Source organism: Pantoea sp. paga, assembly GCF_007558755.1.
In the GTDB taxonomy this organism is placed as follows: Bacteria; Pseudomonadota; Gammaproteobacteria; order Enterobacterales; family Enterobacteriaceae; genus Pantoea; species Pantoea agglomerans.
In genome coordinates this window covers 415,283-431,256 of sequence record NZ_VLTF01000002.1, presented here as the reverse complement: position 1 = coordinate 431,256, position 15,974 = coordinate 415,283, and the positions used below count along the sequence as shown (strand labels likewise).

The following is a 15,974-nucleotide window of genomic DNA, read 5'->3' as shown; positions in this document are numbered from 1 at the left end:
CTCACCGTGTGAATGTATATACATCCAGTACGGTGCACGGCGCCCCAATGGTGCAGCCTGCGCATCCTGATGGTGCAGGCTCTGAGTAGCGCTAAATAGTCAACCCGCAGCCGGCGGGCAATCGATTTTTGTGATCGGCCTGGCACGGCACTTGCTTACTCCCTTTGATTGTATAGACAAGCATAGACAAGAATTAACGCTTATGTTTCACTCGTATTATTCCGCTGGATCAGGGCAGGGAGAGCAGTTTAGCCACGCCAGCACACTTGTATAGACAGGAGTAGACTATGTCAGGTTCGTTTCAGGTTTTGCGCCTGGTGCCAGGCGAGGTGGACCTCGCCACATTACGCGCTATCTATCAGGGTAACGTCACGCTGACGCTTGATGAGCCCGCGCGTCAGGCCATTGCGGCGGCGCAGCAAACCGTGGATGCGATTGTCGCCTCCGGCAACGTGGTATATGGCATTAATACCGGCTTCGGCAAGCTGGCGCAGACGCAAATCCCGGCCAGCCGGCTGGCGGATCTGCAGCGTAATCTGGTGCTGTCACACAGCGTCGGGCTGGGCGATCTGCTGCCCGACAATGTTACCCGTCTGGTGGTCGCCACCAAAATTATCAGCCTGGCGCGCGGTCACTCTGGCGTGCGAATCGAACTGGTTGAGGCGCTGCTGGCGCTGTTCAATGCGGGCGTAATGCCCTGCATCCCGGAAAAAGGCTCGGTTGGTGCCTCCGGCGATCTGGCACCGCTGGCGCACATGTCGCTGATGCTGCTGGGCGAAGGTCAGGTCCGGCTCAGGGGTGAGTTGATCCCGGCCACCGAAGGACTGGCAAGCGTGGGCCTGTCGCCGTTTGTACTCGGCCCGAAAGAGGGACTGGCGCTGCTTAACGGCACTCAGGTCTCAACTGCGCTGGCGCTGCGCGGCCTGTTTGAAGGTGAAAATCTGTTTGCCGCCGGTCTGATGGCCGGTGCGCTGTCGCTGGAAGCGATTAAAGGCTCACTGAAACCGTTCGACGCCCGTATCCATAAGGCGCGAGGCCAGCATGGTCAGATTGTGGTCGCTGCTGCCGTCAGTACCCTGATTGAGGGCAGTGAAATAGTGCTGTCGCATACGCATTGCGGCCGCGTTCAGGATCCCTACTCCATCCGCTGCGTGCCGCAGGTGATGGGTGCCTGCCTGGACAACTTCAGCCACGCGGCGCGGATTCTGGAAATCGAAGCGAATGCGGCCTCTGACAACCCGCTGGTGTTCAGCGACAGCGGCGATGTGATCTCCGGCGGCAACTTCCACGCCGAGCCGGTGGCTTTTGCTGCGGATATCCTGGCGCTGGCGATTGCCGAAGTCGGAGCCATCTCCGAGCGGCGGCTGGCGCTGCTGCTGGACAGCGGCTTGTCGGGTCTGCCGCCCTTCCTGGTGCGCGACGGCGGCGTAAACTCCGGCTTTATGATCGCCCAGGTGACCGCCGCAGCCCTGGCCTCTGAGAATAAATTGCTGGCCCATCCGGGCAGCGTCGACAGCCTGCCGACCTCCGCTAATCAGGAAGATCACGTCTCGATGGCGACCTACGCCGCGCGCCGTCTCGGCAGCATGTGCTTTAACAGCGCCGCGGTCGTGGGCATTGAGGCGATGGCCGCTGCACAGGGCATTGAATTCAACCGGCCGCTGAAAAGCTCTGCGCTGATTGAGCAGGCCATCGACACCATTCGCGAGCAGGTCGCCTTCCTTGAGGAGGATCGCCTGCTGGCTCCCGATATCGAGGCAATGCGTCAGTGGGCAAGTCGCACTGACTGGCCTCAGGCATTGACCGCGCTGCTGCCGAGCATGCGCCCAACTTGTTGAATTAAGGAATCTTTCATGAGCGAAACTCTTTCTCAGGCTGTGGCACGTGAAATTCGCGCGCCTCACGGTACCACGCTGCACTGCGCCAACTGGCTGATTGAAGCCGCTTACCGCATGATTCAGAACAACCTCGATCCCGATGTTGCCGAGCGACCGGAAGATCTGGTGGTTTACGGCGGTATCGGTAAGGCGGCGCGTAACTGGGAGTGCTTCGAGCAGATCCTGCGTTCGCTGCGGGCACTGCAGCCGGATGAAACCCTGCTGATCCAGAGCGGCAAGCCGGTCGGCATTTTCCGCACCCACGCGGATGCACCCCGCGTACTGCTGGCAAACTCCAATCTGGTGCCGCACTGGGCAACCTGGGATCACTTCCATGAGCTGGATAAAGCGGGCCTGATGATGTACGGCCAGATGACCGCCGGTTCCTGGATCTATATCGGCGCGCAGGGCATCGTGCAGGGCACCTACGAAACCTTCGTGGAAGCGGGACGTCAGCACTACAACAACGACCTCAGCGGACGCTGGATCCTCACCGCCGGGCTGGGCGGCATGGGCGGCGCGCAACCGCTGGCGGGTGTTCTGGCCGGGGCCTGTGTGCTGGCGATTGAGTGTCAGGAGTCGCGCATCGATTTCCGCCTGCGTACCCGCTATGTAGATTACAAAGCCACCACGCTGGATGAAGCGCTGGCGTTAATCAGCGAAGCGACCGCGGCGAAAAAAGCGATTTCGGTCGGGCTGCTGGGCAATGCCGCCGAGATCCTGCCGGAGCTGGTGAAACGCGCCCGGGCGGGCGGGCCAAAACCGGACATCGTCACCGATCAGACCTCGGCACACGATCCGATTAATGGCTATCTGCCGGCTGGCTGGGATCTGGTGCGCTGGCAGCAGGAGCGCGTCTCACAGCCGAAGGCAGTAGAGAAAGCGGCACGTGCGTCAATGGCGGTCCACGTGCAGGCGATGCTCGACTTCTGTCATATGGGCATCCCGACCGTGGACTACGGCAACAATATCCGTCAGGTCGCGCTGGATGAGGGTGTCAGCAACGCCTTCGACTTCCCTGGCTTTGTACCGGCCTACATCCGTCCGCTGTTCTGCGAAGGAAAAGGTCCGTTCCGCTGGGTGGCGCTGTCCGGCGATCCGGAAGATATCTACAAGACCGACGCGAAACTCAAGGAACTGTTCCCGCACCACAAAACGCTGCATCGCTGGCTGGATATGGCGCAGGAGCGCATCGCCTTCCAGGGATTGCCAGCACGTATCTGCTGGCTGGGACTGGGCGAACGGCATCTTGCCGGTCTGGCGTTCAATGAAATGGTCCGCAACGGCGAGCTGAAAGCGCCGGTGGTGATTGGCCGCGACCATCTCGACTGCGGCTCGGTTGCCTCACCTAACCGTGAAACCGAAGCGATGAAGGATGGCTCGGATGCAATCTCAGACTGGCCGCTGCTCAACGCGCTGCTGAACACCGCAGGCGGTGCGACCTGGGTCAGCCTGCATCATGGCGGCGGTGTCGGCATGGGCTTCTCGCAGCACGCCGGTATGGTGATTGTCTGTGATGGCAGCAAAGAGGCGGATGCGCGTCTGGGTCGGGTGTTGTGGAATGATCCGGCCACCGGCGTGATGCGTCATGCCGACGCGGGTTATGAGCTGGCACAAAGTTGCGCGGCAGAGCACGATCTGAACCTGCCGATGCAGAAGTAATACGCTGAACGGGGCGGGCAGCGACTTGCCCCGTTTTCTTCGCGTTTTTCCCTTCTGAAGCCCTGCCCGGACATCACTTCCTTATTACTTATTCCATTTTGATTTAGCCTATAGCCAGATTTCGTCCTGCCGGCGATAGACGCAGCGCCACCCGACCTCTAAAGTGAAATCTTCTCATTCTGTATGGAGCGCGACTCTGCATGACCCTTTCCCCTGCCCTGCTTGAAGATGCCCTGCGCTGGCGCCGTGAGTTTCATCGCCACCCCGAATTAGGTTACCAGGAACAGCAAACCAGCCAGTTTATCGCTGATGAGTTAGAGCGGGCGGGATTGCAGGTGTTTCGCGGTCTGGCGGGCACCGGCGTAATCGGCACGCTGGAAAACGGTCCCGGCCCGGTTATCGGGCTGCGTGCGGATATGGATGCGCTGCCGATTACGGAAAAAGGCGACACTGAATGGCGCTCCGCGACTCCTGGCGTGATGCACGCCTGCGGGCACGACGGTCACAGCGCCATTCTGCTGGCCGCCGCCCGACAGCTGGCCGCCACACGCCAGTTCCGCGGCACGGTACATTTCATTTTTCAGCCTGCCGAAGAGAACCTGGGCGGTGCGCGCAAAATGGTGGAAGAGGGACTGTTCCAGCGCTTCCCGATGGATGCGATCTATGCGATGCACAACTGGCCGGGCCTGCCGCTGGGGTCACTGGCGGTTAACCCTGGCGCCATGATGGCGTCGCTGGATTCGTTTGAGATTACCCTGCACGGCAAAAGCTGCCACGCGGCGATGCCGGAAAGCGGTGCCGATCCAATGGTGGTGGCGGCCGAGCTGATTCTGGCGCTGCAGACAATTCCGTCACGCCGGCTCTCGCCGCTCGCCTCGGCGGTGGTCAGCGTGACGCAGATCCACGGTGGCGAAGCAATCAACGTGATCCCGGAACAGATTGTGCTGCGCGGCACGGTGCGTTGCCTGCAGACCAGCGTGCGCGAAAAAGTACGCGGGCTGATTGATGAATTTGTCGCTACCCTGCCACGTCCGTTTGGTGTCAGCGGTGAGATTGAGTGGTTACCGGGTTATCCGGTGACCGCCAACCATGCTGCCCCGGCTGAGCAGGTGCGCGAGGTGGCGCTGGCGACGCTGGGAGCCGAACAGGTTCAGTGGCAGGTCAATCCGTCGATGGCGTCTGAAGATTTTGCCTGCATGATGGAGGCCTGTCCGGGTGCTTACTTCTGGCTGGGCGCGGATGGCGATACGCCTTCCGCCCCGCTGCACAACGCCCGCTATGACTTCAACGACGCGCTGCTGCCAATTGGCATTACTTTCTGGCAGAACCTGGTTGAACAGGCGCTGCCAGCAGCCTGAGTCAGTAACCGGCGGCGAGGATCTGCTGCTCTGCCGCCGCCAGCGAGGCGCACTGGCCGCTGGCGCGCAGGCAGCAGGCGAGCTGAAGTCGCAGTGATGCGGGCACCGGCCGCTGCTGATTCAGAACCTGCTCAATCCAGCGCGCGGTTACCTCTGCCGTCTTATCGGCCGGCAGTTCAACGGCCACTTCAGGCTGACGCTCAACCCACACTTCCGCTTCTGCGCCTGCGCCCTGAATCATGCTGATCGCCGGGCAGCGCTGTGGATTGGCATAGACTTCCCCTTCGGTGCCATTGAGCAGTATCGCAGGCGCATCGATGTCACTGAAAAATTTCGCCACACGCGGCACATACTCCGGATGCGACACGCTCGACAGACGCAGCGCCGCACGTTCGGCAAACGGGGTCGCCAGTTTTGCCAGCGTATGCGCGCTGTTACGCACGCCCATTCGCCAGCGCAGCGACAGCTGTTTCGCCATTGGCGGGCAGAGATGATCGATGGTGATAAACACGAGTTCGCCCTGATCGAGTTTTGCCTGCGCCGCCTCTGCGGTGGTGACGGGGGCAATACCCAGCGCGGCAAATACCGCTTCACTGGTGATGCGCGTCGCGTCATCGCTGACGCCATGCACCACCACCGGGAAGCCAAGTTTTACCAGCAGCAGCGCCAGCAACGGCGTGAGATTGCCCTGCCGCCGCGCTCCGTTGTAGCTGGGGATCACAACCGGCATCGGGCGGTTTTCCGGCGCCTGCAGTTGCATCATCTGCGCCTGCATCGCCTGATAAAATCCGCGCATTTCCGCTTCGCCTTCGCCTTTAATACGCAGCGCAATCAGAATGCCTCCCAGCTCCAGGTCCGGCACCTCGCCCGCCAGCATCGCGCCATAGAGCGCCACGGCAGTATCAAAGTCGATATCGCGGGCATGATTTTTACCGCGACCAATCTCTTTAATGATTTTATTCAGTTCCATCACTCGCTTCCGGTTAAGTGCGCGGCTCAGCGCCGCGTGGGACGTCGTTTACGCACCGTGTTTTTTGGCACCACGGTGGCCGGTATCGCTGCCGGCTCTGGCGTTTCCGGCTGCTCAATCGGGAAGATCGGCAGCGCCGCTAACAGCCGGCTGCCGTAGGATTTGCTCAGCAGACGGCGGTCGTAAATAACGATTTCGCCATAACATTGATGGCTGCGAATCAGGCGTCCGACCTGTTGAATCAGGGTAAAAGAGGCGCTGGGTAAGCTCTGCACCTCAAACGGATAGCGTTTAAGGCTTTTCAGCCACTCGCCTTCGGTCAAAATTACCGGACTGTCTACCGGGGGAAAAGCGATTTTGTGGATATGCACCTGACTCAGCAGATCGCCTTTGAGATCCAGCCCTTCGGCAAACGACTGCAGGCCAATCAGGATGCTGGTTTCCCCTTTGGCGACACGCTGACGATGCAGATCGACCAGGCGGCTGCGCGGCTGATCGCCCTGAACCAGCATTGAGAGGCGCAGGTCGGGCAGACAGGCGACAAACTGCTGCATCGCCCGGTTGCTGGCAAACAGCACCAGCACGCCTTTGTGCTTTTTCTCCGCCATCTGCTGCCGGAAGAAACCGGCCATCTCCGCGATATGCTCCGCTTCGTGCGTCATCAGCGGCTCATAGCGCATCTGCGGGATCACCAGCTTGCCCTGCTCCACGTGGTTAAACGGGGAGTCCAGCGCCACAAAGCGGTCACCCGCCTTCTCGCTGAGTCCCGACATCTCCTGCAGGCGGTTGAAACTGTTAAGCGATCGCAGGGTGGCGGAGGTCACAACCACATGCGGAATTTTACGCCACAGCATTTTCTCCAGCTGGTCGCTGACGCGGATGCCGGCGCAGTGAAACAGCAGGTGCGCCTGACCTTCACGCAGCTCGCGGGTAATCCACTTCGACACCGGCGCGCCAGAGGCTTTTTCCATCGCCGCCAGCCGCCACAGTTTGCTGACCGATTCGAACCAGCCAAACTGGCGATTGAGCTGCAGCAGATTGCGATGCAGTCGCACCACATCCACTTTACCTGTCTGCTCGCTCAGCGCATTAATCAAACCTTCACTCAGGCCGCGCAGCGCATCGCTGAGCTTAAAGAGCCGGGCGCAGAGATCCAGCAACTCCTGGGGCAACGCCCCCAGCACAAAGCGGAATTCGCCCGGCTGATTATGCGGTGGCAGCAGCGGATTCAGCGCCTGAGCGGTAATCGTCAGCAGTTCGCGCAGTTCATCGCAGTGCGCTTTCAGCCGCTCCGGGTTAGCCAGCGGCGGCGGTGATTTTGGCCGCATCTGCGTCATAATGCTCTCCACCAGCTTGATAAAGAGGTCGAGTTGCAGGCTGCTCCAGCCCGGCGTGATGTCGGCGCTCATCTCCAGCGCATCGCGTGCCACTTCCGGCAGGTGATGCCCTTCATCCAGCACCAGCATCAGGTTTTTAGCCGGTGGCAGCACCGACTCATTCTCCATTGCTGCCATGACCAGCGCATGGTTCGCCACGACTACATCCACCTGCTCGATCTCGCGCCGCGCCACAAAGAACGGGCATTCACGATACCAGCGACAGTGTGCGCCAAGGCAGCTCGCTTTGTCGGTGGAGAGCCGCTGCCACAGGCTGTCGCTGACGTTCTCCTCGCTGTGATCGCGCAGGCCGTCCCACTGATAGCGATCCAGCGATTTCTGCAACCGGCCACACTGCGTCTGCTCTTCTTTAGTGCTGCTGACGGCATCATCGTCCAGATAAAGCAGCAGATCGCCCTGCTCATCGTCATCGGCCGCCATCGCCGCCAGATTACGCGGACAGACATAGCGCCCGCGACCAAAGGCGGCGGTAAAGGTGAGATCGGGAATGATTTTTTTCAGCAGCGGCAGATCTTTGGTGAAGATTTGATCCTGCAGCGCCACGTTGGCGGTGCTGATCACCAGCCGCTTCTCCTGGGCGCGGCTGGCCGCGATGCCCGGGATCAGATAAGAGAGGGTTTTGCCCACGCCGGTTGGCGCTTCAACCGCCAGATGGCGCGAATCGTCGCCCGCCAGGCACTTCGCCACTTCGGCGATCATCTGGCGCTGCGGCGCACGCGGGATGAAGTCAGGCACCTGCTCCTGAAGCGCTTTATACCACTGCGCTATCTGGCTTTTTACTGCGGCTGTCAGGGCCATGATTTGCGTTACCACACCGAAAATATGGCCTGTATTTTTACACAGTATCCTGTTGGCGTCAGCTTTCGCGCCGAATTTTTCGTGCGACGTCGTAAATTTCAGCAGTTGCCCATTTCAGGGTCGTGCGGGCAGCCCGTCAACCCGGGCCGGTCCGGCACGAAGAAAGGCCAGCCGCATGAGCTAGCGGCTGGCTACGCCAGCACCTGGTACATATAAGTGGTGGCATCCAGCACGCCGGCGGTGGATTCGGCATAAAACGGGATCGATCCCGCCACCTGCCAGCCCAGCGAGCGATAGAGATCGCTGGCGACATCGCCGCTGCGCGTATCCAGCACCAGCAGCGTTTTGCCCTGCGCGCGGGCCTGCTGCTCAGCGCGCTGCATCAGCTCGCGCGCGATGCCCTGACGGCGTGCCTGCGGATGCACCAGCAGTTTGCCGATCTCCGCCCGGTGTCGGCCATTAGGCATGGCGCTGCCAGTGAGCATGACCGTGCCCACGATGCGACCGTGCTGCCGCGCAACGAATAATTCGCTGTCGCCGTCTGCCAGACCGGCAATCTGCTGCTGCCAGTATCGCGTCATCACCTCTTCGTCTGCGGCATCAATAAAGCCTACGCTGGCGCCGTCTGCCACACAGGCCTGCAGCACCTCAGTGAGTTCACCCAGTTGCTGTTGCGCTTCGTCGGCGCGAAGTATTGCGTAATCGATCATGGTTTCGCCACCACCAGTAAATAGCGCGCGCCGTCAGTCAGGTGCGCCTCAAAAGCCGATTTCCCGACCAGATGAAAACGTAAGCAGTCACCGGGCTTCAGCGCCCACTGCTGCGTCCCCATCGTGACGGTGAGGCCGCCCTCGCGCAGCCAGATATGCTGCTCCAGCCCCTGAATGGGTGGCGCATCGTAATCTATACGTGCACCAGGCCGTAATTTGCCCTCAACCAGTTCGCATCGGAAATGAAGCGCAGGGGGTGAAACATTCCGGCGAATAAATCCGCTGGATTCATCCTGCCACACGGGCTGCTGGTCATCTCTGATCAGAAGACTGGACTCCTCCTCCACTTCACTGAGCAGGCGCGACATCGTTAATCCGTAGGCAACACACAGACGGTTAAGCAGCGCAGCAGTAGGGCTGGTCTCGCTTCGCTCAATGCGCGATAATGACGCACGACTGATGCCCGTTGCGACAGCAAGTTCATCCAGCGACCAGCCGCGTTGCAGGCGTAATTCTGCCAGCCTCACCGCCAGTCGTTGCTCCGTATTCAGCTCTGACATGGTGTTTTCTCATATTTGGGAATAATTCTCTTATATGAGATATAGCGAAGAAACGGCGTATCAGTCAAGTTGTACATCGAGAAATGTATTGTACAACTTAGTCGGCTTCGTTATGGTAATTGCACTCAGACCAATCGAAAGAGGAATTTATGACCTTATACAGTATCGGTGACGTCGCCGAGCGCTGTGGCATAAACCCAGTCACTCTGCGCGCCTGGCAGCGTCGTTATGGCTTACTGAAGCCGCAACGTACCGAAGGCGGACATCGTCAGTTTGACGAAGAGGATGTTCATCGCATCGAAGAGATCATGCGCTGGATTGAAAGCGGCGTGCCGGTCGGTAAAGTTAAGGCACTGCTGGAAGGTGGCGATGTAGATGCCCATGACGGCTGGACCACACTCCAGGATGAGCTGATCAGCGTCCTGCGTCACGTCAGACCCGCTAAACTTCGTAATAAAATTGCCGCGATTGGTCGCGAACATCCGATTGATGCGCTAATCGACCATGTTTTTATGCCGGTGCGCCAGAAGCTGAGTCTGGACCAGAACACCGCCCGCACCATGTGCAGTCTGCTGGATGGTTTGCTGATCGATTATGTCGCGTTCTGCCTGACCGGCAGCCGCAAAAAATCGGGTAAAGATGCGCTGATTATTGGCTGGGGTATCGACGATCGTACCCGCATCTGGCTGGAAGGCTGGCGTCTGTCGCAGCATGGCTGGCGCATTGATGTGCTGGCAGAACCGCTGGATTTACCGCGTCCTGAACTCTTTCCCGGCATGAATATGTTTGTCTTTACCGGTAAAAAACTGACCCGCCGCCAGCAGGAACAGCTGTCACACTGGCAGGAACAGGGCTATGCCGTGCGGTTGCACGACCCCGCCTGATAACAAAAACGCACGCCGGGCACTTTGCCTGCTGCCTTGCGCGCGCTATTATCCCCGCCTCACTGTTAACGAGCTCAGGTTTTACCCATGAACTGTAAAAAAGCTTTCTTCGCCACGCTGTTTTTTATTATGGCGGCAGGTGGCACCGGCGGTCTGATGCTGGTGGGATACTCTCTCATCGTTCACTCACGCTAAGCCAGCGCTGCAGGCGTTCAAACAGGCGATCGCTGACTATCGCCAGCAGCGCCACCAGTAATGCCCCCTGAATGACATAGGCTGTATTAAAGCCGCTTAAGCCGATAATCACCGGCGATCCCAGACTTTTCGCGCCGACCGTCGAGGCGATGGCAGCGGTGCCGATGTTGATAATCACCGAGGTGCGTATCCCGGCGATGATGACCGGCGCAGCCAGCGCCAGCTCAATCTGCCACAGCCGCTGCCAGCTACTCATGCCGACCCCGATGGCGATCTCCCGACTGCTGGCCGGTACGCTATCAATACCCGCCAGCGTCCCCTGTAAAATCGGCAGCAATCCGTAGAGCAGCAGCGCCACAACCGCAGGCCAGGCACCAAATCCCATCACCGGCACCGCAATCGCCAGCACCGCCACCGGCGGAATCGTCTGCCCTGCCGCCACAATTGTTTCCATCAGCGGCCGGAAGGCCCGCCCCGCCCGCCGCGTCACCAGCACACCACTGCCAATGCCAATCACAATCGCCAGCAGGCTGGCGGTGATCACCAGAAACAGATGCGCCAGCGTCAGTTGCCAGAAGCTCTCCTGCTGATAGAGTGGCCGCGCCAGTTCGGGAAACCAGCGGTGAAACAGCGGCCCGCTGTAAGGCATCAGGGTCAGCAGCGCGCCGTAGAACAGCACCAGCCACAGCAGCGGATCCCTTAGCCTGCGCATGTTAAATCCTCGCGCAGTTGCAGCAGATCGCCAAAGTGGAGCACGCCCAGCGGCCGCTGCTGATCGTCGATGACCGGCAGTTTATCGGTACGCCGGGCGATAAACTGCGACAGGGCGTCCCGCAGCGTCAGTGCCGCAGCGATCGGTTCGCCCGGCAGCCACTCGCCGCGCCGCACGGCATTACCGACCTGCTCCAGCGACAGCAGCCGTACTCCCATTTCGCTGCGACCAAAGAAGTCGCGCACAAAATCATTTTTCGGCTGGGTCAGCAGCTCCACTGGCCTGCCCTGCTGAACAATCTCGCCGTTATCCATCAGCACAATACGGTCTGCCAGCGTCAGCGCTTCGTCGATGTCGTGCGTCACCAGCACGATGGTGCGGCCCGACAGTTGATGAATGCGCAACATCTCCTGTTGCAGCACCCCGCGCGTCACCGGGTCAAGTGCGCCAAACGGCTCATCCATCAGTAACACCTCCGGATCTGCCGCCAGCGCCCGCGCCACGCCGATGCGCTGCTGCTGCCCACCCGAGAGCTGATGCGGATAGCGGTCCAGCAGCTGCGCATTGAGATTCAGCAGCGCCAGCAGCGCCGTGATACGTTCATTGACCTGTGCCCGGGGCCAGCCCAGCAGCACTGGCACCGTGGCGATATTCTTCCGCACCGTCCAGTGCGGAAACAGACCAATCGACTGAATGGCGTAGCCCATGCGCCGCCGCAGCGTGCGGGCATCAAGCTGGCGAATCGACTCTCCGGCAAAGCGGATTTCACCACTGTCAAACTCCACCAGCCGGTTGATCATCTTCAGGGTGGTCGATTTGCCCGAACCGGAGGTGCCAAGCAGCACGCAAAATTCCCCTTTCGCCACCTGTAACGACAGATCTTTCACCGCCGCTTTACCGTTAAACGCGCGGGAAACGCCGTCAAACTCAATCATCTTTTCTCTCCAGCAGTGAGATCAGCAGGCGGAACAGCGCATCAATGATCACCGCCAGTGCAATCACCGGGATCACCCCCAGCAACACCAAATCAAGCGCACTGCTTAGCAGTCCCTGGAAAATAATCGCGCCAAAGCCGCCCGCGCCAATCAGCGCCGCGACCACCGCCATGCCCAGCGTCTGTACCACCACTACCCGCAGGCCCGCCAGCCAGACCGGCAGCGCCAGCGGCACATCCACCGCGAAAAACTGCTGCCAGCCACTCATGCCGACGCCGCGTGCACTCTCCCGCACCTCGTGCGGCACCTGTTGCAGCCCCACCACCACGCTGCGCACCAGCGGCAACAGGGCGTAAAGCACCAGAGCGATCAGCGCCGGAGCCATCCCAATGCCGCTGATGCCCCAGTCGCCGAGCCACGGAAAATGCTGAGCCAGTCCGGCCAGCGGCGCAATCAGCAGACCAAACAATGCCACCGAAGGCACCGTCTGAATCACATTCAGTACGCCGAACACCCCACCCTGCCAGCCAGGTCGCCGGAATAGCGTGACGCCCAGCGGCAGCGCAATCATCAGCGCAGGCAGCACCGTTCCCGCCAGCAGGGTGAGATGACGGCTCAGCGCGGCATCAAACACCGCGTGGCGGTTGGCATACTCTTTCAGCAGGGAGAGATCGCTGAGCTGGCCACTGAACAGCAGCAAAAGCGGCAACAGCCAGACCTGCAGATTGAGCAGCAGCTGTGCCAGCCGATGACGGGTCAGTTGCCGCACCTGATCGGTGATCAGCAGCAGGATCAGCGCGCCGCTGCACCACAGGCCGCTGGCAAAGCTGGTGCGCGCCAGACGGCTGCCCTGCTGGCTGAGTAAGGTGGCCTGATGACCGCTGAGCCAGATAATCGCCGCCAGCATCAGTTCTGCCGCGAGCAGCGCCAGCATCAGCGTGATGCGGGTCGGATGCCGCCACAGCAGCAGCCACAGCGTCACCAGCGGCAGCAGCAACAGCCCGAAGCGGCTAATCTGCCAGCCCATCAGCGGTTCACCCGCTACCAGACGGTTCGGGGCGAAGTTCAGAAACGGCAATGCCACCAGCGCCAGACTCAGCAGCGTCAGCAGCAGCAGTGCCACCGGCTGCTCAACCGGACGGCGTATCGCTTCCCGCGATATCTGCATCGGCTACAGCAGCTTTTTCTGCTGCAGCCATTCGGTCGCTACGCTGCTGGCATCCTGACCGTCGACCGCGATTCTGGCGTTGAGCTGCTGCAGCGTCTTCTCATCAAGCGCGCTGAACACCGGCTTCAGCCACTCTGCAATCTGTGGATAGGCTTTGAGTACCGATTCACGGATCACCGGCGTCGGCGCATAAATCGGCTGAACTCCTTTAGGATCGCTGAGCGTCTGCAGACCTAATGCCGCCACCGGACCGTCGGTGCCGTACGCCATCGCCGCGTTTACGCCGGAAGTCTGCTGTGCCGCTGCGCTGATGGTGACAGCGGTATCGCCGCCAGCCAGCGACAGCAGCTGATCCTGTTTGAGATCAAAGCCATAAGCTTTTTCAAAGGCGGGTAAGGCATCGCTGCGTTCAATAAATTCTGCTGAGGCCGCCAGTTTGAAAGTGCCGCCTTTTTTCAGCCAGGCGCTGAGATCCGCCAGAGAGTTGAGCTGATTTTTTTCAGCCAGATCTTTTCGCACAGCGATGGTCCAGGTGTTATTGGCGGGAGCCGGTGTCAGCCAGACCAGATGGTTTTTCTCCGCATCAAGCTTCTTAACCTTTTCGTAGCCTTCAGCGGCATTTTTCCAGGCGCTGTCTTTCTCATCATTGAAGAAAAATGCACCGTTGCCGGTATATTCCGGATAGATATCAAGTTCGCCCGCCGTGATAGCACCGCGCACCACCTGCGTGGTGCCGAGCTGAATTTTATTGACGGTTTTTACCCCGTGCTTTTCCAGCACCTGAAGGATCACATTGCCCAGCAGCGATCCTTCGGTATCAATTTTTGAGCCGACCCGCACCGGGTCCGCCGCCTGTGCTATCCCCATGCTGAGCAGCAAAGCGCTGACGCCCATCCAACCCCGAATTCTGACCATGGCTTTTTCCTTATCGCAGTGTGTTGTTTTTACGTATTGTTCGTGCGTGATGATTCACAAGGCGTTGTGCGCCTGCGCGTTCAGGCTGCCCTCCTGCCGCTCTGCGGGAGGCTGGCAAGGCGTGCAGCGGAAATTATCTGCCTTAAAAGCGTAGCCTGGCGCAGCGGCGATGTAGCTGACTTTATCGCAAATTGATAACGATTTGAGATTATAAATTCATCTCATATAACCGAAATGAATTTATGTCTGGGCGTCTAAACGGCTATCCTCGGAAATCTGTTTTTATAATAAAAGACGCACAACATCATGTCCGACCTGACCTCTTCCGCCCACGTGGCAACAGCAGGGAGTTCGCCCGGTGGCGAAACACAGTGGATCCGCAGCGCAGCTGACGTCTCCCGATTAGTGAACAGTGGCGACAGCGCCCGTAATAATGCCCGCATTGTGGTGGCGATTGCGCTGGGGGGCGTCTTCCTTGACGCCTACGACCTGGGTGCGCTGGCCTTTGGCATCAAAGACATCACGCGCGAATTCAATCTCACCCCGACCGGCACCGGCATGGTCGCCTCGGCAATCACCTTCGGGGCCATTATCGGCGCACTGATCGGCGGCTATCTCACGGATAAAATTGGCCGTTATCGGGTGTTTATGGCCGATATGTTCTTTTTCGTGGTGGCGGCTATCGCCTGTGCGTTTGCCCCCAATGAGTATGTGCTGGCCGGCGCGCGTTTTGTGATGGGCCTGGGGGTCGGAATCGATCTGCCGGTGGCGATGGCGTTTCTGGCGGAGTTTTCCCGGCTGCGTGGCAAGGGTAATAAAGCGGCCAGCGTGGCGATGTGGTGCCCAACCTGGTATGCGGCGATCAGCATCTCTTATCTGCTGGTGCTGCTGCTCTATGCCGTGTTACCCGAAAGCCACACCGACTGGCTCTGGCGGCTAATCCTTGGTTTTGGTGCCGTTCCGGCGATTATCATCATCGCCATCCGTAGCCGTTACATGAGCGAATCCCCGGTGTGGGCGGCGAATCAGGGCGACCTGAAAGGTGCCGCGGCGATTTTACGCAGTGCGTGGAATATTAATGCCCAGGTGGCAGCCGACGCCGCGCTGACGCCTGCCATGCCGGTGCGCAAGGCGAGCTGGCGTAACTATGGCGCGCTGTTACAGGGCGTCTATCGCCGCCGTACCCTGCTGGCGACCATCACTTCCATTGCCTCATCTTTTGCTTACAACGCGGTGGCGTTTGGCTTGCCGGTGATCATCTCCAGCTTCTTTGCCCAGTCAATGCTTACCACGATTCTGGTGTCGCTGGCCCTGAATCTGCTGTTCGCCTTTGTCGGCGGGATACTGGCGGTGCGACTGGTGCCGCGCCTCGGGGCGTGGAAGATGTCGGTGGCGGGTTATGCCTGTCAGTGCGTGGCGCTGCTCGGGCTGGCGCTGATTGGTCGTCCGGAAGGCGGCCAGGAAGCCGCGCTGGCGATCGGCATGCTGGCGCTGTTCCTGTTTGGACAGGGATTCGGGCCTGGCTCCCATACTATGACTTTTGCGTCGCTGAGCTATCCGACGTCGCTGCGCGGCGTGGGTGTCGGCTTTAACCAGACGCTGATGCGCGGCAGCTCTACCGTTTCGCTGTTTCTGTTTCCAGTGCTGGTTGCGGCGCTGGGCACCGGCGTGTTCTGGGTGATCTTCCTGGCACCACTGGCGGGCCTGCTGGCGCTGCTGGCGATCCGCTGGGAACCGTCGGGTTATGATGTGGATGCGGAAGATTTCGAGCTGCAGCGATAATCAATGGTCAGGGCGTGGATAGCGCGCCGGCTCAGGGAGCAAACGGGCTCA

Annotated in this window: 13 protein-coding genes; 5 read left to right on the top strand and 8 right to left on the bottom strand. The window is 60.0% G+C overall.

The genetic code is table 11. From position 1 onward, the window contains the following. Positions 1–287: 287 nt before the first annotated feature. From hutH to FOV68_RS07680, 3 genes are all read left to right on the top strand, one after another. Positions 288–1,838, top strand: coding sequence for a histidine ammonia-lyase (gene hutH, locus FOV68_RS07690; RefSeq protein WP_143990574.1), 1,551 nt, complete (start codon positions 288–290; stop codon positions 1,836–1,838). Between the two features lie 15 nt (positions 1,839–1,853). Continuing rightward, positions 1,854–3,539, top strand: coding sequence for a urocanate hydratase (hutU, locus tag FOV68_RS07685; protein ID WP_022625986.1), 1,686 nt, complete (start codon positions 1,854–1,856; stop codon positions 3,537–3,539). 200 nt (positions 3,540–3,739) lie between these two features. Further along, positions 3,740–4,897, top strand: a complete 1,158-nt coding sequence (locus FOV68_RS07680; RefSeq protein WP_031591721.1) for a M20 aminoacylase family protein — start codon at positions 3,740–3,742, stop codon at positions 4,895–4,897. 1 nt (position 4,898) lies between these two features. Here FOV68_RS07680 and ybiB read toward each other — a convergent pair whose 3' ends face one another. The 4 genes from ybiB to FOV68_RS07660 all read right to left on the bottom strand — a co-directional run bounded on the left by ybiB (position 4,899) and on the right by FOV68_RS07660 (position 9,332). Next, a complete protein-coding gene (gene ybiB / locus FOV68_RS07675; RefSeq protein WP_143990573.1) occupies positions 4,899–5,867 on the bottom strand; it encodes a DNA-binding protein YbiB in 969 nt (322 codons plus the stop codon). A 26-nt stretch (positions 5,868–5,893) separates the two neighbouring features. After that, positions 5,894–8,062 carry an ATP-dependent DNA helicase DinG gene (gene dinG, locus FOV68_RS07670; RefSeq protein WP_045140664.1) on the bottom strand — a complete coding sequence of 723 codons (2,169 nt, stop codon included), beginning with the start codon at positions 8,060–8,062 and terminating at the stop codon, positions 5,894–5,896. A 191-nt stretch (positions 8,063–8,253) separates the two neighbouring features. Further along, positions 8,254–8,772 (bottom strand): GNAT family N-acetyltransferase, encoded by a 519-nt coding sequence (locus tag FOV68_RS07665; RefSeq protein WP_143990572.1) that lies wholly within the window; start codon positions 8,770–8,772, stop codon positions 8,254–8,256. Next, positions 8,769–9,332, bottom strand: a complete 564-nt coding sequence (locus FOV68_RS07660) for an XRE family transcriptional regulator (protein ID WP_115387764.1) — start codon at positions 9,330–9,332, stop codon at positions 8,769–8,771. Before FOV68_RS07660 ends, FOV68_RS07665 begins: the two co-directional genes overlap by 4 nt. A gap of 149 nt (positions 9,333–9,481) precedes the next feature. On the opposite strand from FOV68_RS07660, the gene FOV68_RS07655 reads away from it, so the two are divergent. Next, positions 9,482–10,216, top strand: coding sequence for a MerR family transcriptional regulator (locus FOV68_RS07655; RefSeq protein ID WP_010254274.1), 735 nt, complete (start codon positions 9,482–9,484; stop codon positions 10,214–10,216). A gap of 175 nt (positions 10,217–10,391) precedes the next feature. On the opposite strand, the gene FOV68_RS07650 is transcribed toward FOV68_RS07655, so the two are convergent. From FOV68_RS07650 to FOV68_RS07635, 4 genes are read right to left on the bottom strand one after another with little or no spacing between them, the layout of a single operon-like run. Beyond that, positions 10,392–11,123, bottom strand: coding sequence for an ABC transporter permease (locus tag FOV68_RS07650; RefSeq protein WP_010669716.1), 732 nt, complete (start codon positions 11,121–11,123; stop codon positions 10,392–10,394). Further along, the gene (locus FOV68_RS07645; RefSeq protein WP_143990571.1) at positions 11,111–12,058 is read right to left on the bottom strand and encodes an ABC transporter ATP-binding protein; all 948 of its coding nucleotides are present in this window, start codon (positions 12,056–12,058) and stop codon (positions 11,111–11,113) included. Before FOV68_RS07645 ends, FOV68_RS07650 begins: the two co-directional genes overlap by 13 nt. Continuing rightward, positions 12,051–13,226, bottom strand: a complete 1,176-nt coding sequence (locus FOV68_RS07640) for an ABC transporter permease (protein WP_143990570.1) — start codon at positions 13,224–13,226, stop codon at positions 12,051–12,053. The genes FOV68_RS07645 and FOV68_RS07640 overlap by 8 nt, the downstream gene beginning before the upstream one ends. A gap of 3 nt (positions 13,227–13,229) precedes the next feature. Then, positions 13,230–14,141 carry an ABC transporter substrate-binding protein gene (locus FOV68_RS07635; RefSeq protein WP_033766761.1) on the bottom strand — a complete coding sequence of 304 codons (912 nt, stop codon included), beginning with the start codon at positions 14,139–14,141 and terminating at the stop codon, positions 13,230–13,232. A 306-nt stretch (positions 14,142–14,447) separates the two neighbouring features. Here FOV68_RS07635 and FOV68_RS07630 point away from each other — a divergent pair, with 306 nt between their 5' ends. After that, positions 14,448–15,923: an MFS transporter gene (locus FOV68_RS07630; RefSeq protein WP_064704698.1), complete on the top strand. Its 1,476-nt coding sequence runs from the start codon at positions 14,448–14,450 to the stop codon at positions 15,921–15,923. Positions 15,924–15,974 lie beyond the last annotated feature (51 nt).

What these genes read in the sequence shown, in the direction of transcription:
- hutH (WP_143990574.1), top strand. Translation starts at nt 288, where the DNA reads ATGTCAGGTTCGTTTCAGGTTTTGCGCCTGGTGCCAGGCGAGGTGGAC.
- hutU (WP_022625986.1), top strand. Translation starts at nt 1,854, where the DNA reads ATGAGCGAAACTCTTTCTCAGGCTGTGGCACGTGAAATTCGCGCGCCT.
- FOV68_RS07680 (WP_031591721.1), top strand. Translation starts at nt 3,740, where the DNA reads ATGACCCTTTCCCCTGCCCTGCTTGAAGATGCCCTGCGCTGGCGCCGT.
- ybiB (WP_143990573.1), bottom strand. Translation starts at nt 5,867, where the DNA reads ATGGAACTGAATAAAATCATTAAAGAGATTGGTCGCGGTAAAAATCAT.
- dinG (WP_045140664.1), bottom strand. Translation starts at nt 8,062, where the DNA reads ATGGCCCTGACAGCCGCAGTAAAAAGCCAGATAGCGCAGTGGTATAAA.
- FOV68_RS07665 (WP_143990572.1), bottom strand. Translation starts at nt 8,772, where the DNA reads ATGATCGATTACGCAATACTTCGCGCCGACGAAGCGCAACAGCAACTG.
- FOV68_RS07660 (WP_115387764.1), bottom strand. Translation starts at nt 9,332, where the DNA reads ATGTCAGAGCTGAATACGGAGCAACGACTGGCGGTGAGGCTGGCAGAA.
- FOV68_RS07655 (WP_010254274.1), top strand. Translation starts at nt 9,482, where the DNA reads ATGACCTTATACAGTATCGGTGACGTCGCCGAGCGCTGTGGCATAAAC.
- FOV68_RS07650 (WP_010669716.1), bottom strand. Translation starts at nt 11,123, where the DNA reads ATGCGCAGGCTAAGGGATCCGCTGCTGTGGCTGGTGCTGTTCTACGGC.
- FOV68_RS07645 (WP_143990571.1), bottom strand. Translation starts at nt 12,058, where the DNA reads ATGATTGAGTTTGACGGCGTTTCCCGCGCGTTTAACGGTAAAGCGGCG.
- FOV68_RS07640 (WP_143990570.1), bottom strand. Translation starts at nt 13,226, where the DNA reads ATGCAGATATCGCGGGAAGCGATACGCCGTCCGGTTGAGCAGCCGGTG.
- FOV68_RS07635 (WP_033766761.1), bottom strand. Translation starts at nt 14,141, where the DNA reads ATGGTCAGAATTCGGGGTTGGATGGGCGTCAGCGCTTTGCTGCTCAGC.
- FOV68_RS07630 (WP_064704698.1), top strand. Translation starts at nt 14,448, where the DNA reads ATGTCCGACCTGACCTCTTCCGCCCACGTGGCAACAGCAGGGAGTTCG.